The sequence below is a fragment of the Prescottella sp. R16 genome, from assembly GCF_030656875.1.
Taxonomy (GTDB): domain Bacteria; phylum Actinomycetota; class Actinomycetes; order Mycobacteriales; family Mycobacteriaceae; genus Prescottella.
Genome location: NZ_CP130943.1, coordinates 1,308,759 through 1,328,706 on the forward strand (window position 1 = coordinate 1,308,759; position 19,948 = coordinate 1,328,706).

General features: G+C 67.8%; 19 protein-coding genes and 1 pseudogene. 10 read left to right on the forward strand and 10 right to left on the reverse strand.

The features are described 5' to 3' along the window. Positions 1-22 precede the first annotated feature (22 nt). The 4 genes and pseudogenes from Q5696_RS06210 (at position 23) to Q5696_RS06225 (ending at position 3,221) form a co-directional block, all read left to right on the forward strand. A pseudogene (locus Q5696_RS06210) lies at positions 23-1,220 on the forward strand (RtcB family protein). A 296-nt stretch (positions 1,221-1,516) separates the two neighbouring features. After that, positions 1,517-1,993 (forward strand): VOC family protein, encoded by a 477-nt coding sequence (locus Q5696_RS06215; protein ID WP_305094328.1) that lies wholly within the window; start codon positions 1,517-1,519, stop codon positions 1,991-1,993. A gap of 40 nt (positions 1,994-2,033) precedes the next feature. Next, entirely contained in the window at positions 2,034-2,603 is a 570-nt protein-coding gene (locus Q5696_RS06220) for a mismatch-specific DNA-glycosylase (RefSeq protein WP_305094329.1), read from the forward strand. An 18-nt stretch (positions 2,604-2,621) separates the two neighbouring features. Further along, entirely contained in the window at positions 2,622-3,221 is a 600-nt protein-coding gene (locus Q5696_RS06225; protein ID WP_305094330.1) for a methyltransferase family protein, read from the forward strand. A gap of 3 nt (positions 3,222-3,224) precedes the next feature. Here the strand turns inward: Q5696_RS06225 and Q5696_RS06230 are convergent, their stop codons facing one another. Continuing rightward, positions 3,225-3,656, reverse strand: coding sequence for a hypothetical protein (locus tag Q5696_RS06230; protein ID WP_305094331.1), 432 nt, complete (start codon positions 3,654-3,656; stop codon positions 3,225-3,227). A 126-nt stretch (positions 3,657-3,782) separates the two neighbouring features. On the opposite strand from Q5696_RS06230, the gene Q5696_RS06235 reads away from it, so the two are divergent. After that, the gene (locus Q5696_RS06235) at positions 3,783-4,244 is read left to right on the forward strand and encodes a carboxymuconolactone decarboxylase family protein (RefSeq protein WP_305094332.1); all 462 of its coding nucleotides are present in this window, start codon (positions 3,783-3,785) and stop codon (positions 4,242-4,244) included. Between the two features lie 56 nt (positions 4,245-4,300). Here Q5696_RS06235 and Q5696_RS06240 read toward each other — a convergent pair whose 3' ends face one another. After that, a complete protein-coding gene (locus Q5696_RS06240; RefSeq protein WP_305094333.1) occupies positions 4,301-5,314 on the reverse strand; it encodes an alcohol dehydrogenase catalytic domain-containing protein in 1,014 nt (337 codons plus the stop codon). Positions 5,315-5,471: 157 nt separating this feature from the next. Further along, positions 5,472-7,169: a fumarate hydratase gene (locus tag Q5696_RS06245; RefSeq protein ID WP_305094334.1), complete on the reverse strand. Its 1,698-nt coding sequence runs from the start codon at positions 7,167-7,169 to the stop codon at positions 5,472-5,474. Between the two features lie 211 nt (positions 7,170-7,380). On the opposite strand from Q5696_RS06245, the gene Q5696_RS06250 reads away from it, so the two are divergent. Beyond that, positions 7,381-8,145 carry a CPBP family intramembrane glutamic endopeptidase gene (locus tag Q5696_RS06250; protein WP_305094335.1) on the forward strand — a complete coding sequence of 255 codons (765 nt, stop codon included), beginning with the start codon at positions 7,381-7,383 and terminating at the stop codon, positions 8,143-8,145. Between the two features lie 8 nt (positions 8,146-8,153). On the opposite strand, the gene Q5696_RS06255 is transcribed toward Q5696_RS06250, so the two are convergent. Together Q5696_RS06255 and Q5696_RS06260 are read right to left on the reverse strand one after the other, a co-directional pair. Next, entirely contained in the window at positions 8,154-9,272 is a 1,119-nt protein-coding gene (locus Q5696_RS06255) for a winged helix DNA-binding domain-containing protein (protein ID WP_305094336.1), read from the reverse strand. 51 nt (positions 9,273-9,323) lie between these two features. Next, positions 9,324-9,482: a hypothetical protein gene (locus Q5696_RS06260; protein WP_305094337.1), complete on the reverse strand. Its 159-nt coding sequence runs from the start codon at positions 9,480-9,482 to the stop codon at positions 9,324-9,326. 436 nt (positions 9,483-9,918) lie between these two features. Here Q5696_RS06260 and Q5696_RS06265 point away from each other — a divergent pair, with 436 nt between their 5' ends. The 4 genes from Q5696_RS06265 to Q5696_RS06280 all read left to right on the forward strand — a co-directional run bounded on the left by Q5696_RS06265 (position 9,919) and on the right by Q5696_RS06280 (position 14,741). Continuing rightward, on the forward strand, positions 9,919-11,289 hold the full coding sequence (locus Q5696_RS06265) for an ABC transporter substrate-binding protein (protein ID WP_305094338.1): 1,371 nt from the start codon (positions 9,919-9,921) through the stop codon (positions 11,287-11,289). Then, positions 11,286-12,410: a hypothetical protein gene (locus Q5696_RS06270; RefSeq protein ID WP_305094339.1), complete on the forward strand. Its 1,125-nt coding sequence runs from the start codon at positions 11,286-11,288 to the stop codon at positions 12,408-12,410. The genes Q5696_RS06265 and Q5696_RS06270 overlap by 4 nt, the downstream gene beginning before the upstream one ends. 30 nt (positions 12,411-12,440) lie before the next feature. Next, the gene (locus tag Q5696_RS06275) at positions 12,441-13,706 is read left to right on the forward strand and encodes a DUF1214 domain-containing protein (protein ID WP_305094340.1); all 1,266 of its coding nucleotides are present in this window, start codon (positions 12,441-12,443) and stop codon (positions 13,704-13,706) included. A gap of 300 nt (positions 13,707-14,006) precedes the next feature. Beyond that, complete coding sequence (locus Q5696_RS06280; protein WP_305094341.1) at positions 14,007-14,741, forward strand: IclR family transcriptional regulator; 735 nt, start codon at positions 14,007-14,009, stop codon at positions 14,739-14,741. A gap of 51 nt (positions 14,742-14,792) precedes the next feature. Here the strand turns inward: Q5696_RS06280 and Q5696_RS06285 are convergent, their stop codons facing one another. From Q5696_RS06285 to Q5696_RS06305, 5 genes are read right to left on the reverse strand one after another with little or no spacing between them, the layout of a single operon-like run. Beyond that, complete coding sequence (locus Q5696_RS06285; protein ID WP_305094342.1) at positions 14,793-16,274, reverse strand: FAD-dependent oxidoreductase; 1,482 nt, start codon at positions 16,272-16,274, stop codon at positions 14,793-14,795. Between the two features lie 38 nt (positions 16,275-16,312). Next, a complete protein-coding gene (locus tag Q5696_RS06290) occupies positions 16,313-16,792 on the reverse strand; it encodes a carboxymuconolactone decarboxylase family protein (protein ID WP_370654871.1) in 480 nt (159 codons plus the stop codon). Continuing rightward, on the reverse strand, positions 16,789-17,682 hold the full coding sequence (locus Q5696_RS06295) for an NAD(P)-dependent oxidoreductase (RefSeq protein ID WP_305094343.1): 894 nt from the start codon (positions 17,680-17,682) through the stop codon (positions 16,789-16,791). Before Q5696_RS06295 ends, Q5696_RS06290 begins: the two co-directional genes overlap by 4 nt. After that, a complete protein-coding gene (locus Q5696_RS06300) occupies positions 17,679-18,428 on the reverse strand; it encodes an SDR family oxidoreductase (RefSeq protein WP_305094344.1) in 750 nt (249 codons plus the stop codon). Before Q5696_RS06300 ends, Q5696_RS06295 begins: the two co-directional genes overlap by 4 nt. Positions 18,429-18,454: 26 nt before the next feature. Then, positions 18,455-19,924, reverse strand: coding sequence for an aldehyde dehydrogenase (locus Q5696_RS06305; RefSeq protein ID WP_305094345.1), 1,470 nt, complete (start codon positions 19,922-19,924; stop codon positions 18,455-18,457). Positions 19,925-19,948: the final 24 nt, after the last annotated feature.

Sequence of the window (19,948 nt, forward strand, 5' to 3'; positions counted from 1 at the left end):
AACCCCCGACCGGAGAAGAACAGTGACACCGACCGCACACGGTAACCGCCTGCTCAGCTGGGCCAGTCGTCTCGAGGACGAGACGCTGGCGCAGGCCCTCGAGACGGCGTCGATGCCGTTCGTGTTCCCGCACGTCGCATTGATGCCCGACGCTCATGTCGGCAAGGGATCGGCGGTCGGCACCGTCATCCCCACGCGCGGCGCGGTGATCCCGGCGGCGGTCGGTGTCGACATCGGGTGCGGAATGATCGCGGCCCGAACACAGTTCGACGTCGGTGACGTCGACCGGGTGCGGGGGGAGCAGTCGGACGCTCGCGGAGCTGCGGGAGGCTGTCGAGGCCGCGATCCCGCTGTCGCCGGGCAACTACAACCTGACGACATCGCTCGACACATGGTTCGCGCGGAACAAGATCGCGGAGCTGGAGGAGCGGGCGGCCACCGACCGGGTCGACCTGTCACACTCGCCGCGCTGGCGTGAACAGCTCGGCTCCCTCGGCGGCGGAAACCACTTCATCGAGCTGTGCCTCGACGAACAGGACCGGGTGTGGCTGTTCCTGCACTCGGGCAGCCGCGGCGTCGGAAACAAGATCGCGCAGAAGCACATTCGGATCGCGCAGAACCTGTGCCGCAGCCGGGATGTCGCCCTGCCGAACCGGGACCTCGCCTACCTGACCGAGGGCACTGCGGAGTTCGACGACTACATCCGCGAACTCCGGTGGGCGCAGCGTTTCGCCTACCTCAACCGGGCCGAGATGATGGACCGGTTCTCGCTGGTGTTCGGCGACTGGATCGGTGCGACGGTGGACGAGCAGGAACGGATCAACTGCCACCACAACTACACCGAACGCGAGGAACATTACGGCGAGACGGTGTGGCTCACCCGCAAGGGCGCCGTCGACGCCCACGACGGGGTGGCGGCGGTGATTCCGGGGTCGATGGGCACCCGGTCGTACGTCGTCGACGGTAAGGGCAGTGCGGCGGGGCTGTGCTCGGCGCCGCACGGGGCCGGCCGCCGGTTCTCCCGCACACAGGCCCGCAAACGATTCACGGCCGAGGATCTCGCCGACCGGATGCGCGGTATCGAGTACCGGCACGGCACGGAGTGGATCGACGAGATTCCCGACGCCTACAAGGACATCGACGTCGTGATGGACGACGCCCGGGACCTCGTTGCGATCCGCCACGAGCTGCGGCAGATCGTCAACGTCAAGGGCACGTAGAACAGGTAGGGCCCGGGTCAGCTGAGGTCGAAGGAACTACCGAAGTCCAGGAACGTGTCGATCGTCCGGAACATCGGGAACAACGAGATGAGGTTGAGGTTCATCGGGGGCCTTTCCGGTGGTGGAGCCGTGTGCGGGGCAGTGCGCGACCGAAATATAGCCCGCAGTGCTGGGCGAACAGGGCGTTTCGCCGAAAGAAGATTGGACGACCGTCCAAATGTTCGGGTGGTTCGGATGTACTGCGGGCGGGCCGGTCTCGTCGTACGCTCGCCGAGACGACCGGAAGGACGATCACGATGCAGACGATCACCCCGTGCCTGTGGTTCGACACCGACGGTGAGGAAGCCGCCGAGTTCTACGTCTCGGTGTTCGCGAACTCCCGGATTCTGAACGTCACCCGGTACGGGCCCGGCATGCACCGTCCGGAAGGCCTCGCCCTGACCGTGGAGTTCGAGCTCGCGGGGCAGCGGTTCACCGCGCTCAACGGGGGCCCGGAGTTCACGTTCGACGAGGCGATCTCGTTCCAGATCGACTGCGCCGACCAGGCCGAGGTGGACGCGTACTGGTCGAAGCTCACCGCCGACGGCGGGCAGGAAGGCCAGTGCGGCTGGCTGAAGGACCGCTGGGGTGTGTCGTGGCAGATCGTGCCGACGCAACTCGCGTCGTACCTCGGGGGTTCGGACGCCGACGGGGCGCAACGCGCCACCCGGGCGATGCTGGCGATGCGCAAGATCGACATCGACGCCATCCGGGCCGCATACGACGGCGTCTGACGATTCGAGCGAACGCCGCCCGGTACGGTTCACTGTCCGTATGGGATTCAGCCGTGCCGAACTCGAGTCGTACCGCGACGTGGAGGTGCCCGACCTGATCGGCCCCGGCTGCCGGCTGCTGTTCGTCGGCATCAACCCGGGGCTGTGGACGGCGGCCACCGGTGCGCACTTCGCGCGACCCGGCAACCGGTTCTATCCCGCACTGTGGCGGGCCGGGATCGTCGACCGCCGGATCGACCCGACGGCGGGAATGTCGGACGCCGATCGAGAACTCCTGCTCGCGCGCAGTGTCGGTATCACCAATCTCGTCGCCCGCGCCACGGCGCGCGCCGACGAACTCACAGCGGACGAACTCCGGGCGGGCGGCGAGCGGCTGCGATGCATCGTCCGGGACGTGCGCCCACGGGTCGTGGCCGTTGCCGGAATCACCGCGTACCGCACGGCTTTCGGGGCGCGGAAGGCCGTCAAAGGTCGTCAACCGGACGGAATCGAGGGCGCGGAGTTGTGGGTCGTGCCCAATCCGAGTGGACTCAATGCCCACGACACCGTCGACACCCTGGCGGAGGCGTACCGGGCCGCGGCCGTCGAAGCGGGCGTGGTCGTGACGTGAGAACACGCGGGAGATGTGATGGCCGACGAACGGGTACTGCCGCTGTTCGCGTCCGAACCGGCGGCGGCCGCGCTGCTCGCGGCCGCTCTCGCAGCCCTGCTGTTCTCGGAGTTCCGGATCGGACGTACCCACCCCGACGGTGAGCATCCGGACGATGCGTGGACCGGCCCCGTGCTCGGTGTCGGACTTACCGCCGTGTACCTGGGCGGGCCCGCCGTGAGCGTCCTGGTCCCGGCGACCGTGCTCACCACCGGTGCCTGGTGGTACTTCGCCGGCGGCCTCGTGATCGCGGTTGCCGGACAGGCGATCCGGTTGCGTGCCGTGCACGAACTGGGGGCGTCGTTCACATTCCGGGTGCAGACGGTCCCCGGACAGAACGTGGTCGACACCGGGCTGTACCGGTTCGTCCGGCACCCGTCGTACAGCGGGGCGCTGCTGTGCGCGCTGGGCTTCACGATCGCCTGCACCAATTGGCTTGCACCGCTGACGGTGTCGGTATTGGGGGCCGCCTACCTCGTCCGGATTCCGCACGAGGAACGCGTCCTGCTCGCCGGTCTCGGCGAACCCTACCGGCAGTACATGTGCCGGACGAGGCGGATCATCCCGTTCGTGCTCTGACGGCTACGGCACCGCGACGACCGTCAGTCCGGGTGTCGTCGTGCCCGGCAGTGGAATCAGAGTGACGACGACGTGACCCGGACCGGTGTCGAGGACCGCCTCGGGGGGATACCCGTTCAACCCGTTCGACATGCGTGCCGCGCCGGTGGCACCGTTCGACACGTTCAGCCACCGCACCTCGGCGTCGATCATGCACCCCCACCGGCCCGGCAGGTTGCCGGCGACCGTCACGGTGTGGGCGGCGTCGTCGACCAGCGTGGCGCACCGACTCGGTGGCACGTCGAAACTGCCGTTCGGATTCCCGAACGGGGCCGGGGCGATCTGGAACGGGACGGGCGTCGACGCCGCCGAAATTCCGGCGGACAGTGTCCACGCGGCGGCCGCAGCCACGCACACAGCGGCGGGGCGGAACAGGCGGATCGGTCTTGTCGGCATCGCACTCTCCTCATCGATCGGTTACGGGGTACGTGCACTACATCGTGTCGGCGTCCGTCTCTGTCACACTCTCCCACTCCATCTCGTCAGAAGAGACGTACGGACACCACGACACAGGAGAAGACGATGAAGGCACGTATGAACCAGCCCGCGTTGGTGCTCCCCGGCACGATGGACGCACTGCTCGCGCTGGGCAAGACGCTCGAGGGGACCGGGCTGCCGGCCCGCACCGTGCACCTGGTGCACCTGCGCGCCAGCCAGATCAACGGCTGCAGCTTCTGCGTCGAGATGCACGCCCGCGAGGCCCTCGACGAGGGCGACACGATCGAGCGGGTCGTCGCGGTGGGCGCGTGGCGCGAGTCGCGCCGGTTCACCGACGCCGAACGCGCCGCGCTGGCACTCACCGAGGAGGTCACCCGCATCGCCGACCGCCCCGACGCGGTCTCGGACGAGGTGTGGGACGCCGCCGCCGACATCTACGACGAGAAGCAACTCGCGGCCCTGACCATGCAGATCGCGATGATCAACGTGTGGAACCGGCTGAACGCGGCCACCCGGCAGCCCGCAGGTGTCGCCCCGCACGAGTGACCCGCAGACGCACCACGGCCCGGCGGTGGGTACCGCCGGGCCGTGGCCGTCGCCGATCACATGGTGAGCACCATGCGATACCGTGCACGCCCCTCGTCCATGGCGGCATAGGCGTCCGCCGCGTCGGCCAGTGGGCGTTCCTCGATCTGCGCGCGCACACCGGACAGCAGCGCGAACTGCATCGTCTCCTCGACGTCACGGGCGGTGCCCGACGGATGGCCGGTCACGCTCACCCCGGGGGTGATCAACTGCAGGGGGCTGATCGGCAGTGGATCGGGGGTGACGCCCACGACGACCAACTCGCCCTGCGGAACCAGGCCACCGACGGTGTCGGCCATGGCCTTCGAGTTCGCGGCGGTAGCCAGCACCACTGCGACGCCGCCGAGTGCCCGGAGAGCCTGGCCGACGTCGCCGGCAGTGGAATCGACGTAGTGATGGGCGCCGAATCGGCGTGCATCGTCGGCCTTGTCGGCACCGCGGGCGATCGCGACCGTCTCGAACCCCATCGCCCGGGCGAACTGGACACCGAGGTGTCCGAGTCCGCCGACTCCGAGGACGGCGACGCGGTCGCCGGGGCGCGCCCGGGTCTTGCGGAGCGCGTCGAAGGTTGTGACACCGGCGCAGCTCATGGGGCCGGCCTCGGCGAAGGAGAGACCGTCGGGGATGCGGGCCAGCGCGTTGGCCGGCGCGGTCACCGACTCGGCGTAGCCGCCGGGATACTGCCAGCTGGGCACCTGCATCCGCTCGCAGTGGATGAAGATGCCCTTGCGGCACGGGACGCACTGGTTGCAGTGCCCGCCGAACCAGCCGACGGCCACCCGGTCGCCCACCGCGAAGTCGTCGACGCCGTCCCCGAGTTCGGCTATCGTCCCGGCGATCTCGTGCCCGGGGGTGAGCGGCCAGGACATGTCGGGAAATCCGCCGTTCACGAATCCGTGGTCGGTACCGCAGACGCCGCACGCGGCGACCGCGATGCGGACGTGTCCGGGGCCCGGCGGTGTCGTGTCGACATCGACGAGTTCCAATGTTTCGCCGGGAGACCGGACGTGGACTGCACGGTGGGTCGACATCGGCTACCTCGCTCCGTGTGTGGCAATGGGCGATCCGGGTTCCAGTGAATCCCGTGCGGGTGGAGCCTGGCAAGGGTTCGCGCCGCACACGACAAAGACGACGAAAGGCCCGACGGAGCCAATGCTCCACCGGGCCTTCGGGATTCGTTACGTCAGATCACAGACCCGGACGCTTGCCGATCGTCAGTGTGACCTCGCCGGTGCCGGCGAAGAAGTCGTTGCCCTTGTCGTCGACGACGATGAATGCGGGGAAGTCCTCGACGTCGATCTTCCAGACCGCTTCCATGCCGAGCTCGGCGTACTCGACGACCTCGACGTTCTTGATGCAGTCGAGGGCCAGACGGGCGGCGGGGCCGCCGATCGAGCCGAGGTAGAAGCCGCCGTGCGTGTTGCACGCGTCGGTGACCTGCTGGGAGCGGTTGCCCTTGGCGAGCATGACCATCGAGCCGCCGGCGGCCTGGAACTGCTCGACGTAGGAGTCCATGCGTCCGGCGGTGGTGGGGCCGAACGAACCCGAGGCCATACCGTCCGGTGTCTTGGCCGGTCCGGCGTAGTACACCGGGTGGTCCTTGAGGTACTGCGGCATCTCCTCGCCGGCGTCCAGGCGCTCCTTGATCTTCGCGTGCGCGATGTCGCGCGCGACGACCAGCGGGCCGGTCAGCGACAGGCGGGTCTTGACCGGGTGCTTGGACAGCTCGGCCAGGATCTCCGGCATCGGGCGGGTGAGGTCGATCTTGACCGCGGCGCCCTTGCCGGTGCCCGAGACGCCGTCGGTCTCCTCGTCGAGCTGGGTGTCGGTGACCTCGGGCAGGAACCGGCCCGGGTTGAACTCGAGCTGCTCGAGGAAGATGCCCTCGGGGGTGATCTTCGCCTTGGCCTGACGGTCCGCCGAGCACGAGACGGCGATCGCGACGGGCAGCGAGGCGCCGTGGCGGGGGAGGCGGACGACGCGGACGTCGTGGCAGAAGTACTTGCCGCCGAACTGCGCGCCGATACCGATCTTCTGGGTGAGCTCGAAGACCTTCTTCTCGAGCTCGTGGTCGCGGAAACCGCGGCCGGTGATCGCACCCTCGGTGGGCAGCTCGTCCAGGTAGTGCGCCGATGCATACTTGGCGGTCTTGAGCGCGAACTCGGCGGAGGTGCCGCCGACGACGATCGCCAGGTGGTACGGCGGGCAGGCCGCGGTGCCGAGTGAACGGATCTTGGCCTCGAGGAACTGCATCATCGAGTCCGGGTTCAGGATGGCCTTGGTCTCTTGGTACAGGTACGACTTGTTGGCCGATCCGCCGCCCTTGGCCATGAACAGGAACTTGTAGGAGTTCTCGTGGCCCTTCGCGGTGTCCGCGTACAGCTCGATCTGCGCGGGCAGGTTGTTGCCCGTGTTCTTCTCCTCCCACATGGTGATGGGAGCGTTCTGCGAGTAGCGCAGGTTCAGTCTGGTGAACGCGTCGTACACGCCGCGGGCGATCGACTCCTCGTCGTCACCCTCGGTGAGTACGTGCTGGCCGCGCTTGCCCATGACGATCGCGGTGCCGGTGTCCTGGCACATCGGCAGCACGCCGGCTGCCGCGATGTTCGCGTTCTTCAGCAGATCGAGCGCGACGAACTTGTCGTTGTTCGACGCCTCGGGATCGTCGAGGATGCTCGCGACCTGCTTCAGGTGATCGGTGCGCAGGTAGTGGGAGATGTCGTGCAGCGCCGTCTCGGTGAGCAGACGCATGGCCTCGGGCTCCACCTTCAGGAAGGTGCGACCGTCGGGTCCTTCGACGGTGGACACCCCCTCGCTGGTCAGCAGCCGGTACTCGGTGGGGTCTTCACCGATCGGCAGCAGGTCCTCGTAGAGGAATTCCGGCATCGCATATCTCCTGAACACGGGGCTGTGAAGTTCGTATTCAGGCTAACGGCGAGTGTTCGCGTCCCCGCATCGGGGCAGGACGGTATCGAGGTGTGTGACAACCGTCACCTGCGTGACGCGTCGGCGGGCGTACTCTGGAATCGGGTAACGAACACATAACACTGTGGTCGCTCGCGCGCGGGTGATTCATGGAGACGGGACCGCTCTGCGTATGACTCTCGCCCTTCCGGCCGCCGCCGCGGCTGCCCCCTCCACCGGCATCCATCGGATCCGCGCCGCGCACGCCTGGCTGGACGTGGCCGTCGTGGTGGCCGTGCTGGTCGCGACGAACCTCATCGCCCACTTCACCACCGTGTGGGCCAGCATCGCGACGGTCCCGATCTCGGCGGTGATCCTCGTCAGCCTCACCCGACGGCGCGGTCTGCGCTGGTCGGAGCTGGGGTTGTCGCCGCGGCACTGGAAATCCGGGTCGCTGTACGCACTCGCCTGCGTCGGGCTCGTGGTCGCCGTCGTCGGTATCGGCATCGCCCTGCCGTTCACCCGCCAGTTCTTCCTGTCGGAGCGGTACGCCACCGTCTCCGGCGCCCTCGTCGCATCGATGATCGTCATCCCGCTGCAGACCGTGATCCCCGAGGAGCTCGCGTTCCGTGGCGTCCTGCAGGGCACCCTGGGCCGCGTCTCGGGTGCCCGCGGCGTGTTCGCCGCCGGCTCGCTGCTGTTCGGGCTGTGGCACATCGCGTCGTCGCTCGGACTCACCTCCGGCAACAAGGGCCTCACCGGCATCCTCGGCGGCGGGCTGATGGGGCAGATCCTCGGCATCGCCGGCGCCGTCGCCGCCACCGCGGCCGCCGGATTCGTGTTCACGTGGCTGCGCAAGCGCAGCGGCAGCCTCCTCGCCCCGATCGCCCTGCACTGGTCGCTCAACGGCATCGGCGCGCTGGCCGCGGCCCTGGTCTGGCACGTGTCGTTGAGTTGAGCTGACACTCACTCCGCGGTGGTGACCCCCGTGAGCGTGACGCCACGGAAATCGGCCAGCTCCTGTGCCTGTTCGTCGACACCGGTCCGGACCTTCGCCGTCAGGTTCTGCCACGGGGTCACCTCGACGGTGAACTTCCTGCCCGACGTCCGGGGCCGCCACGAGCCGACGATCTCGTCGCCGACGGCAACGGCACCCGGCCGGCCGAGGGGGCGCCACAGATCCTTGCGGGACGCCTCGTCGGGCACGAGCAACTCCCGGTCCTTGAGCTGCAGGTACGGGTCGAACGGGCCGAGGAGTCGCACCGAGGTGTCGGCCGGAGGATCGAGCAGGGCGTCGACGTCGGCGGTGAGGATCGAGGCAGCCTCGCCGTCGATCGAGACGTCGGTGACGTCGCCGGGCCAGTGCGCCTTGACGTCCTTGACCGGGGCGTCGAGGTAGGCGGCGACGATCTTCGGGGTCGCGGGCCCGAAGAAGCGCAGATAGCCGCGGATCGGGTCCAGCCGCGGATCCCGCTCACCGTCGGTGTACGGCGCGAACTCCCAGCCGGGGATGCGTTCGAGGACCGGTGGTGACGTGTTCGGCCGCAGCTCGAGGCCCGCGTGCAGGGCCGCGAGCCGGAACGGCATCTCGTACAGGTGGGTGGCGTTGCACGGCCGGCAGAGCCGCAGATACGGCTCGCCCATGCGGGCGGCGAGCGCCGCCGACATCGCGCCCTTGCCGGTCGGCTCCCGCACGATGTCCCGCATCTCGGCTGCGACGGCCCGCAACGCGTCCGACGCCGGAATCCCGGCTGCCTTCAGCGGACGGTTCGCGTCGAAAATACGTTTACCGGCGTCCGCGTCCGAGAACGGTGCGGTGGCGACGGCGACCGCCGGCAGATCCGCTCGCCGATAACAGTGCGGGGCGGCCCGCAGCGTCCACGCGAGCGCGAGAACGTTCGACGTGTCGGCCGGGGCGCCGCGCACGCGCAGAGCCCACGCGGCCCCGTCCGGCCCGGTGTTCTGGATCCCCAGATCCAGGACGGCACAGTCGGCGGCATCCGACGCAGTACCCGGGCGGCGATCGAGCTGCTGAGCATGCCAACGGAACGCGAGAACCTGTGCACGACTCACGGCGACGGTCATGCGCGGAAGTGTAGGGGTGGTCACCGACACATTGGTGTCATACGGCGTGCGTCATGCATGAATGTCGAGGTCGACCAGCACACCGGTCTCGCGGACCCACGGGCGGTCGTGGTCGGCTCCATCGTCACCCACCCGCTTCGGCGTGGTCTTCGCCTCCTGGTACGCGGCCTCGTCCATGACCGGATATGCCGGATTGTCGTTCTGCAGCAACGTGAGCTGACCCGAAACCCGGCGGGCCCCGCCGAGGCATAGCCGAGCATCCGGTCCCGATCAGCGGGAGTGCCCGGTTTCGGGTATGTCGCACATCACATCATGGCCCCGGAAATACCCACTCGCCGGGCTCTCGTCCCGGCGACTGACTGGCGTTGGTGCGTCGGCGCATCCGCGCCCATCCGGAGGTTGGCATATGGCGTTTTCGTTACTCCCGAGGGCTGTCCGTGCTGCTGCCGCTGTCGCGGCGGCCTCGGTCGTGTTGACAGCGTGCGCCGCCGAGTCCGGCCCGGGTTCCGCACCTGCCGGCGCGCAGACGACGGAATCGGGCTTCGTCGGGCAACAGTCCGACCCCTCCGGGGATCCGGTCAAGGGCGGGACGCTGACCTTCGGTGCGTATTCTCCCATCGCGAGTCTCGATCCGCTGAAGACACAGATGGCAGGCGCTGCGGGCGGCACGGAGATGGCCGCGGTCTACGACGTGCTGGTCCGATACGACGCGGAGACGCAGCAGTTCGAGCCGCAGCTGGCCAAGGCGGTCGAGGTGGCGCCCGACCAGCTCGGCTGGACGATCACACTCCGTGACGGGGTGACGTTCAGTGACGGCTCGCCGCTGGATTCGCGCGCGGTGAAGTGGAGCATCGAACGCTTCGTGGCGGGCAAGGGGACCGGTTCGGAACTGTGGAGTGACACGGTGACCGACATCTCGACTCCGGATGCCGCCACCGTCGTGGTGACACTCGACAAGCCGTGGTCGGATTTCGAGTCCATGCTCGCTTCGGGATTCGGTCTCGTCGTGGCACCCAGCTCCCAGAACGGAGATGTCTTCACACCCATCGGTGCGGGACCTTTCGTCGTCGACCGATTCGCGCAACGTGAGGAACTCGTGCTCAACGCGCGACCGGACTACTGGGCGGGAAGCCCGAACCTGGAAAAGCTACGGTTCGTCTCGCTCGGGGGAGACCAGAACACCCTGGAATCGTTGAAATCCAACGGAATCCAGATGGCATTCCTGCGTTCCCCCGAGGTCGTCGACCAGGCGCGGTCCGCGAACCTTCCCGGCTTCATCGACACCCAGGATCTCGGTTCCATCGGCGTGATCAACAATCGTCCGGGCCGGCCCGGGTCCGACGTGCGGGTCCGGCAGGCGATGGCCTACGCGATCGACCCGCAGGCGCTCGACGACCGGGTGAACAACGGCACCGGGCTTCCGGGATCGGACATGTTCCCGAGCTTCTCCCAGTGGCACACCGATGTGGCGGGACTGCCCACCGACCCGGACCGGGCGAAGTCACTTCTCGACGAGGCGAAAGCCGACGGGTACGACGGCCGTCTGTCGTTCCTGTCGCTGCAGGAACCGACTGCGCAGCGGCGTGCCCTCGCCGTCCAGGCGATGCTGCAGGCGGTCGGGTTCACCGTCACGATCGACTACGTCAACAGTGCCACGGATCAGACGAAGCGAGTTCTCGTCGACCACGACTTCGATGCCGCAGGAAGCTCGCTCAGCCTGAACGATGCGGTTCCGTTCCAACGCTTGAACACCCATCTGCAGAGCAGTTCTGTTCTGAACTCCGCCGGATACTCGAATCCGGAAATGGACAGCCTCCTCGCAGAGCTGCAGACGGCGAAGACCGCCGACGAGAAGCGGCCGATCTTCGCGCGCATCCAACAGGTGGTCAACGACACCGTGCCCTTCGCGACCTGGTCGGCGCAGGCGGTGTTCGTGCCGTGGACTTCCTCGGTGCACGGTGTCACCCCGACTCTCGACAGCGTGATCCTGTTCGACAAGGTCTGGATCGAGCAGTGACCGCCGACGACGACCAGTCGGTGCTCGCCGAGTCGCTGCGGAGGTTCGCCGGAGTCGTCACCGAATTCGGTGACGGTTTCCCCGAACTGCGGGCGCCCGGCCGGCAGATCGACACGGCCGAGGGATACCGGTTGTTCCTGCGGTACCTGACGATAGGTCTCGACCAGTTCGTCGAGCACGCCGACCCAGCGTTCCCGGCGTTCTATCAGAAGTCCAGGGACGGCGTCCGAAAGTATGCGGGGGACAGCCCGGCACAGATCTACGACAGCTGCCCGGTGTCGAGCCGGTACGAGTACGAGGTCACCGGCAATCTTGCAGAGACGGCACTCATCGAACTGACCGTCTACTCGGGTGACTTCAGCGGAACGAATCCACAGCCCCGGCGACTGGTGTCCAGCATCACCGATGAGGAACTGCACGTCTCGGCGAACGGCGACTTCACCGTGCGACTGGCCGCGAACGCCACCGGTCCGAACGCCTTGGTACTCGATGCCGACAGCACCAGCCTGTCCGTCCGGCGCTACCTGCGAGATCCACGGCACGACAAGCCGCGCCCACTCACGATCAGGCGCGTCGGCGCAGACGCGGATAAGCCGGTGCTCCGCACCGACGCGTTGCGGGACGGCATGGTCCGAGCCGCGGAGTTCGCGGCACACAACGCGACGATCTGGGCGCGATGGGTCGACGCCGTCCGCTCGTCCAAGACCAACGTCCTCACCCCGATGCCCGATTCGGGCGACATCTTCACACCCCGTGGACATCGTTACCTGGACGGCTACTGGTCCGTCCCGGAGGGCGGCGCCCTCACCGTCTCCTTCAAGCCGCCGACGGGCGCCTACTGGAGCTTCGTCCCGATGAACTACTGGATGGAGTCCTTCGAATGGCGTTTCGGCAATCGGGTGTACGCCACGAGCCTCGACACCACTCCGGGACCGGACGGGGTCGTTCGTCTGGTCGTGTCGGCGAGCGATCCACATCTCGACGACCACCTGTGGATCGACACCGACGGTCACGTCGAAGGCGTGATGTCGCTGAGGTTCGGGCGGTGCACCACCGACATCGCGGACGTTCGCGTCGAGCCGATCACTCTCGACGACCGACTTTCACCTGTCCACCGCTAAACCCCCCTATCTTCGGAAGGAGTAACACACATGGCTGCCACACCCATCCTGGCAACCGACGGCCAGCGTCGACTCGAATCGCTCGCGCGTGAGATTCTGCGGACCGATGAAATGCTCGACGAGATCGCCGGCGTCGAGGCGCTCTACTCCCGAGACCCTCTGGGCGCTACCGCTACCGGGGCCGCGACGATCCCCCGTGCCGCCCATTCGATCGCGGTCGCATCCATCCTCTATGCCCTGAGCGAGGACCCGATCGACCCGGTCCTCCTGTGGGGTGTCACTGCGCCGCACCGGTTCCACGGGCTCGAGCTCCCCCGCTCGGGGTTCGGCATCGAGAACCCTGACAACGTCTACCGGAAAGCGACGGTGTCCGGAGACCACCGTTACGAGATCCGCGGATCGTTCGGGCCGGAGAGGGTCGTGGAGCTCCACTTCGAGACGCGTGACTCCGTCCCCGGCATGACGGTGATGGCTGCGGAGGGAGGACTTCAGCAGGCGACCCTGCGGAGTGACGCCATCGTCACCGACGCCGACGGCAACTTCACGATCACGATCGACGCGAGCGAATCGGCCGAGGCCACGAACCATCTGACCATTCCCGCGGGAAGGACCAGTTTCCTGATCGTTCGGGACCTGCTGGGCGACTGGGAGTCCGAGCTGCCGTCGCGACTGGAGATCGTCCGCCTCGACGCTACGGAGGAGACGGGGCAGGCGGACGTGCCGCGACTGGCCAAGCGCTCCGCCGAGATTCTCCGAACGATCGCGCCGTTCTGGCTCGATTACTTCAACCAGTACAGCTACGGCGCTCGTCCCCGCAATACGGTCCCGGCTCCCCGCGTCCGCCCCGGCAACCGCGGGATGTCCACCGGTGGCCATTTCGCGCTGGAGGACGACGAGGCCCTCGTGGTCACATTGGACGGTCTCGGGGCCGAGTACCTCGGTATCCAGCTCGCCGATCCATGGGGTGTCGCCTACGAATACGTCCACCGCACGAGCAGTCTCAACACGACCCAAGCCCACCCGAACGCCGACGGCACCTACACCTTCGTCATCTCGCGGGACGATCCGGGCGTGTACAACTGGCTCGACACCGACGGTCACTCGGCCGGTCTGGTCGCGGTGCGCTGGCAGTCCGCCGCCGATCCCCGGCCCGATGCCGCCGTCCGCGAAAGCGTCGTCGTCCGGTTCGCCGATCTCGCTGGTCACCTGCCGGAGGAGACCCTTCGGGTGTCGGCAGTGGAGCGGGATCTGCAACGGGCGAGCCGAGCCGGTCAGTTCCACCGCCGGTACACCTGATCACGAGCCGCGATCGTCGACACGCGCCCCCGGAATCTCGTTCCGGGGCGCGTGTCGACGTACTTCCTCTCTGCCCCAAAGATTGTCGGGTTTTCGTACTGTCGTGTCGCTTGACAGTAGACGGTCGTCTACTGTCCAATTCGAGTGAGCCGGATCGAGTTACCTGTGCGGAAAATCCGGTCGGCCTCCGGGACGTCGAAAGGCGAGAAGATGAATCGAGCAGGGTGTGCCGCCGGTGTCGCGACGCTGGAGAATGTTCGGGAACGTGAGCCTTCGAACGAGCACGCATCCGCAGTCGGTATGGTTGCTCGCCTCACTCGCATTCTCGATGCTTTCGACGCTCCACAGACCGTGCTGAGTCTCGACGACCTCACCAGCCACACGGGTCTGCCGTCGTCCACGACACATCGCATCGTCGTCCAGTTGACGAGGTCTGCTTGGCTCCAACGTCTCTCGGACGGCGGGTACCGGCTCGGGGCGAGAGCGTTCCGATTCCGCGGCAGTCATTCTTCGAGCCATGAGGAGCTGCGCAAAATCGCCGTCGAGGCCGTGCGCGCACTGTCTCTCGGCTCCGGCCTGGTCGCGCACCTGGCGGTGCTCGACGGCCCGGACGTGCTGGTCCTGGACAAGATCGGCGGTCCGGCTGCAGCGCTCGTGCCGTCCCGCGTCGGTGGACGTCATGCACCGCACATCAGCACCTGCGGGCGTGCGATGCTCGCGATGCTTCCTCCGGAAACGGTCGACGACATGACCGAAGGGCGTGCTTTCGGGAGGGGCTCCGTATGGACCCCGGGAACGTTCTACCAGGAACTCGATCGCGTCCGACGGAGACGAGGGATCGCGATCGACGAGACCGGTGAGAATACGCGGGGAATAGCCTCGGTCGCAGGAAGCTTCGGCATCCCAGGTCTTCCCCGGGCATCGATCTCCGTGTGTCTGGGACGCCCCACCGACGCCCTGCGCGTCGTACCGCAGCTCTCGGCGGCGATCCGCGCGATCGAGCGGGCCGCAGAGGCGCATTCGGTTCCGCGGTAGCGAGCCGGTGGGCACGACGGTGCCGCACCGGCTCGCTGCTACCTTCGGGTGTCAGCCGCGCGCCGCGCTGATCCCTGCGCGACGCCCGAAGAAGCTGCCGTCGCCGAGCGACGTGCCCGACGCGTAACCCCACGCGCACACGCCGGACGTACAGCGGCCGGCGGCGAACAGACCGGGAATGGGTTCGCCGGACACGTGCAGGACCTCGGAGTCGACGTTGGTACGCAGGCCGCCGAGAGTGAAGCCGGCGGTGAAGTTCCGCAGATCCAGTGCCGCGATCGGCGACCCGATCGGCTCGACCCACTCCGGCTTCTTGCCGAGCACCGGATCCTCGCCGTTCGCGGCGTGCCGGTTGTAGACATCGACGGTGGCCTGCAGGGTGCCCTCCGGCAGTCCCATCTCGGCTTCGAGTTCCTCGACGGTCTCGGCGACCCACTTGGGCTGGAACCGGAAGAACGGTGTCGACGTCGGCGTGGTCTTCGCCTCCTCGTACGCGGCCTCGTCGATGATCAGGTACGCCTGATTGTCGTTCTGCAGCAACGTGAGCTGACCGATCCGGCCCGGGTAGGTGTCCTCGTTGACGTACCGCTGGCCGCGGCCGTTGACGAGGATGCCGCGCACCATCATCTGCGGATCACCGAAGAACGCGACCTCGGTGGCGTCCATGTGTGCCAGGTCTGCGCCGAGGGCCTGCGCCATCCGGATCGCACGGCCGTCATGCTCCTCGATCGCGGCACCGGGACGGCCGATCAGCCGCGGCGCGAACGACGCGACCATGTCCTTGTTGTACGCGAAACTGCCGGTCGCCAGCACGACGCCCTTGCGCGCGCGGACGGTGACGTCCTTGCCGTACTGCTTCGCGGCCACCCCCACCACCCGGCCGGTGTCGTCGGTGACCAGCGTCTGCACTCGCACGTCGTACTCGGCGCGCACCCCCAGCTGCTCGGCCGTCTCAACCAGCGGCTTCATGAGCATGTAGCCGCCGCCGCGCTCACCGATCTTCTTGTCCGCCATCTGTGGGATGTGGCCGCGCGGTGCCGGGGTGGCGATCGTGTTGAACGGGGCGGCGTTCTCGCCGCCGGAGTACATGAGGCCGTCGTCGAACGGGGTCTCCCACCCGGGCTGAGCGTAGAAACTCTCCTTGAACGGCACCCCGTTGTCGACCAGCCAGTTGAAGTGGTCGACGCTGCCCTCGCAGTACTCGGTGATCTTGGCTTCGTCGGCGCCCGGGCCGAGGGCCGTCATCATGAAGGCCTTCATGTTCTCGGGGGTGTCGTCGAAGCCGAGGGTCTTCTGCAGTGGGGTGCCGCCACCCATGTAGATGAAACCGCCGGACAGCGACGCCGCCCCGCCCCAGCCGCCCGTGCGTTCGAGGACCAGCACGTCGGCGCCGGCTCGGGCCGCCTCGATCGCCGCGCACACTCCGGCGATGCCGTAGCCGGCGATCACGACGTCCGCCTCGAAGTTCCAGGTGTCGATGCTCTCGGCGGACAGGGGGCGGACGGGAGCGGCTCCGGAGGTCGGCTCGGCCATGGGGGAATCCTTTCGACGCACAGCAGATAGAACGTGTTCTATTTATCAGTATCCGTCTTCCGGGTCGATGTCACGCCCGAATCGCCGGACTGCTCGGCGTGCTGTGCAGCCGCGGCTGCCTTGGCGGCCTTCCGGCGCTCGGCCTTCACCGTGATCAGCGCATTGTTCAGACCCGTGCCGAGCGGCCAGCCCACGTAGTGACACAGGAAGATCGCGGCCTCCTCGACCTGCTGCTCGGTGAGCTCCTCGTTCTTCAGGGCTGCGCCGATCTGGATCTTCGCGATGTCCGACTGGCCCTGCGCGGCGATCGCGCCGAGCAGCAGCAGACGCCGGTCCCGCAGGCTCAGGCCGGTCCGGGTCCAGATGTCGGCGAACAGGTGGTCGGCGGTGACCGCGAAGAAATCGCCCGGCACGTCCGCGGGCATCTCCCAGCCGTACACCTGGTTCATCATCGCCACCCCGCGCTCACGCTCGGGCGTGATGGGGAGGCTGTTGTCCGGGGAACCGTTGTCGCTCATGCGTTCTCCTTGGTAGAGGTGGACGAGATCTCGCCGGGGCCGACACCGAGACCGTCACCGAGACCGGAGAGTGCCCGCAGCGCGAGCGGCAGGTCGACACCGAGTCGGTCGCCCAGATCGAGTGCGAGCGTCAGATCCTTCTCCCCGAGGTCGCGTACGTGCGACAGGATCGGCAGCCACGGATCGTCGTCGACGACCGCGGCGGTGGTGTCCCGCAACATGATCGCGCCGGCGCCACCGGTGATCGCGTCGGTGTGCCGTACCACCTTCCCGAGCGCACGGATGTCGAGCCCCGCAGCCTCGGCGAGACGCTGCGCCTCCGACGCCGCCGTGAACGACACGAAATGCAACAGATTGCGCGCCAACTTCATCCGCGTGCCAGCGCCGACCGGGCCCGCGTGCACGACGAGATCCGCGAAGTATCCGAACGGTTCCCGCACGGCGGCGAACGCGTCGTCGCTGCCACCGACCATGACCGCGAGCCGGCCCTGCCGCGCACCGGGAGCGCCGCCGCTGACCGGAGCATCGACCAGTTCGACGCCCTTCGCCCGACAGATCTCGGCCAGTTCGGTCGCCGTCTCGTCGCTGATCGTCGAGTGCACCGCGATCACGGTGCCCGGGCGGGCCGTCGCCAGAATTCCGTCGGTGCCCGTGACGACGTCGCGCACCTGGAGGTCGTCGAGAACGGTCACCGAGATCACCGACGCCTGGGCGGCGACATCGGCCGGGACGGACGCTGCGACGGCACCCGACTCGAGCAGCGGTGCGACGGCCTCGGGTCGGGCGTCGCACACGACGAGCGCGGCGGGTCGGTCGAGGAGACGCGTCGCCATCGGTGCCCCCATGTTGCCGAGCCCGATGTAACCGACGGTGGGGAGCGGCGTGCTCACGACCGGACCACCTGTCCGCCGTCGACGTTGAAGATCTGGCCGGTGATCCACTTTGCCTCGTCCGACAGCAGGAACAGGCACAGTCCGGTGAGGTCCTCGGTGGTACCCATGCGTTGCAACGGGATTCGTTCGACCAGTGCGGCGACGACGGCCTGTGGGGTGGACGTGCGGGTGGCCTCGGTGTCGATGGGGCCGGGGGCGATCGCGTTGATCCGCACGTTCGACCAGCCCAGCTCGGTGGCGAGCTGCTGGGTGAGGCTGTTGATGCCGGCCTTCGCGAGCCCGTAGTAGTTGGAGTACATCCAGGCCGCGGTGGACGACTGGTTGACGATCGATCCGCCGTTCTCGCGCAGGTGCGGCACCACGGCGCGACACACGTTGAGAGCGCCGTCGAGGTTCACGCTCATGAACTTCTTGTAGTAGTCCCATGGCACCGTGAGCAGCGAGTCGATCTTCATGCCGCCGTAGATCGCGGCGTTGTTGACCAGGTGCTGCATGCTGCCGAACCGGTCGAGGGTGAACGTGGCCAGGTCGAGTGCCGAATCCGGCTCGGCCACGTCCACTTCCTTGAACGCGGCGGAGCCGCCGTCGGCGGTGATGCGTTCGGCCGCCTGTTTGCCGAGTTCGGTGTTCAGGTCGGCCACCACCACATTCGCGCCCTCGGCTGCGAGCGCGCGGGCATACCCCTCGCCGATGCCCTGTGCTGCGCCGGTGACGATCGCGGTGCGTCCGTCGAAACGTCCCATCTCGTGTGTCTCCCTTGTGGTCTCGGCTAGTTCGCTGGTTCCGCGACGAGCTTGGTCTCCAGGTACTCCTCGAATCCGGCCACGCCCATCTCGCGGCCGATGCCGGACTGCTTGTAGCCCCCGAACGGGGCGTCGGCGGCGTACCAGATGCCGCCGTTGACACCGAGGGTTCCGGTGCGGATACCGTCCACTACCCGCCGTACCCGGTCGGGGTCGCGGCCCCACACCGACCCGGAGAGCCCGTACGGGGAATCGTTGGCGATGCGGACGGCGTCGTCGTCACCGTCGTGCGGGAGGACCACCAGCACCGGCCCGAAGATCTCCTCCTGTGCAACCCGCGACGAGTTGTCCAGCCCGGCAATCAAGGTCGGCTCGACGAAGAATCCTCGATCGTGCTCGGCGGGACGCCCGCCGCCGACGACGATCTCGCCGCCCTCGTCGACCGCGAGCCGTAGGTAGCCCTCCACCCGCTCCCGCTGCCTCGCGGAGATCAGGGGTCCGCACACCGTGCCGGGGGCGGTGGGATCACCGGGACGGATCCCGGACAGGGTGCGGGCCGTGGCCGCGACAGCCTCGTCGTAGCGTGCCCGCGGCACCAGTAGCCGGGTGGTGATCGCGCACCCTTGGCCGGCGTGTGTGCACACCGTGAACGCGGCCAGCGCGCAGGCCGCGTCGAGGTCGGCGTCGTCGAGCACGACGAATGCGGACTTGCCGCCCAGTTCGAGGAACACCTTCTTCAACGATTCGGCGGCGGTTGCCATGACGGCCCGCCCGGTCGCGGTGGAACCGGTGAACGAGATCAGGTCGACGCGGGGGTCGCGGGCCAACTGCGCACCGAGCCGATGGTCGGTGGACGTGACGATGTTCATCACGCCCGGCGGGATGTCGGTCTCCTCCGCGATCACCGCACCGACCAGGGCCGCGCACCACGGCGTGTCGGGGGCCGGTTTGAGGACGACGGTGTTGCCGGCGGCCAGTGCCGGACCGATCTTCGCGAAGTTGATCTGGTGCGGGAAATTCCACGGGGTGATCGCGCCGACGACGCCGACCGCTTCCTTCAGGACGCGGCGACGGGTGCGGATCCCCATCGGGGATGCCACACCGAGATCGGTTTCCCACGAATACGATTCGGCGAGGTCGGCAAAATATCCCAGGTCGGTGACCGGGCCCTCGAGCTGTGGGCCCGCGGTCAGTAGGCGCGGCGCCCCGGCCTCGGCGATGGTGATCTCCCGCAACTCCTCGAGGTGTGAGCGCAGGGCGTCCCGGAGTTGGCGCAGGCACCGTGCCCGGAAAGCGTGGTCGCGGGACCATCCGGTGTCGTCGAATGCGCGACGCGCTGCCGCGATCGCCGTGTCCATGTCGGTCTCGGTGCCCTCGGCGGCGTACCCGATGCGGTGCTCGGTGGCGGGGTCGATCACCTCGAACATGCCACCGGAGCCGGGTACGAGCTTGCCGTCGATCAGGAGTGCGGAACTGTCGGTCGGGCGCAGTGTCACGGCACGAAACCTTTCTCGCTGGAC

Coding starts and splice junctions, on each gene's coding strand:
- Q5696_RS06215 (WP_305094328.1), top strand. CDS start 1,517: ATGCAGACGATCACCCCGTGCCTGTGGTTCGACACCGACGGTGAGGAA.
- Q5696_RS06220 (WP_305094329.1), top strand. CDS start 2,034: ATGGGATTCAGCCGTGCCGAACTCGAGTCGTACCGCGACGTGGAGGTG.
- Q5696_RS06225 (WP_305094330.1), top strand. CDS start 2,622: ATGGCCGACGAACGGGTACTGCCGCTGTTCGCGTCCGAACCGGCGGCG.
- Q5696_RS06230 (WP_305094331.1), bottom strand. CDS start 3,656: ATGCCGACAAGACCGATCCGCCTGTTCCGCCCCGCCGCTGTGTGCGTG.
- Q5696_RS06235 (WP_305094332.1), top strand. CDS start 3,783: ATGAAGGCACGTATGAACCAGCCCGCGTTGGTGCTCCCCGGCACGATG.
- Q5696_RS06240 (WP_305094333.1), bottom strand. CDS start 5,314: ATGTCGACCCACCGTGCAGTCCACGTCCGGTCTCCCGGCGAAACATTG.
- Q5696_RS06245 (WP_305094334.1), bottom strand. CDS start 7,169: ATGCCGGAATTCCTCTACGAGGACCTGCTGCCGATCGGTGAAGACCCC.
- Q5696_RS06250 (WP_305094335.1), top strand. CDS start 7,381: ATGACTCTCGCCCTTCCGGCCGCCGCCGCGGCTGCCCCCTCCACCGGC.
- Q5696_RS06255 (WP_305094336.1), bottom strand. CDS start 9,272: ATGACCGTCGCCGTGAGTCGTGCACAGGTTCTCGCGTTCCGTTGGCAT.
- Q5696_RS06265 (WP_305094338.1), top strand. CDS start 9,919: ATGGCAGGCGCTGCGGGCGGCACGGAGATGGCCGCGGTCTACGACGTG.
- Q5696_RS06275 (WP_305094340.1), top strand. CDS start 12,441: ATGGCTGCCACACCCATCCTGGCAACCGACGGCCAGCGTCGACTCGAA.
- Q5696_RS06280 (WP_305094341.1), top strand. CDS start 14,007: ATGGTTGCTCGCCTCACTCGCATTCTCGATGCTTTCGACGCTCCACAG.
- Q5696_RS06285 (WP_305094342.1), bottom strand. CDS start 16,274: ATGGCCGAGCCGACCTCCGGAGCCGCTCCCGTCCGCCCCCTGTCCGCC.
- Q5696_RS06290 (WP_370654871.1), bottom strand. CDS start 16,792: ATGAGCGACAACGGTTCCCCGGACAACAGCCTCCCCATCACGCCCGAG.
- Q5696_RS06300 (WP_305094344.1), bottom strand. CDS start 18,428: ATGGGACGTTTCGACGGACGCACCGCGATCGTCACCGGCGCAGCACAG.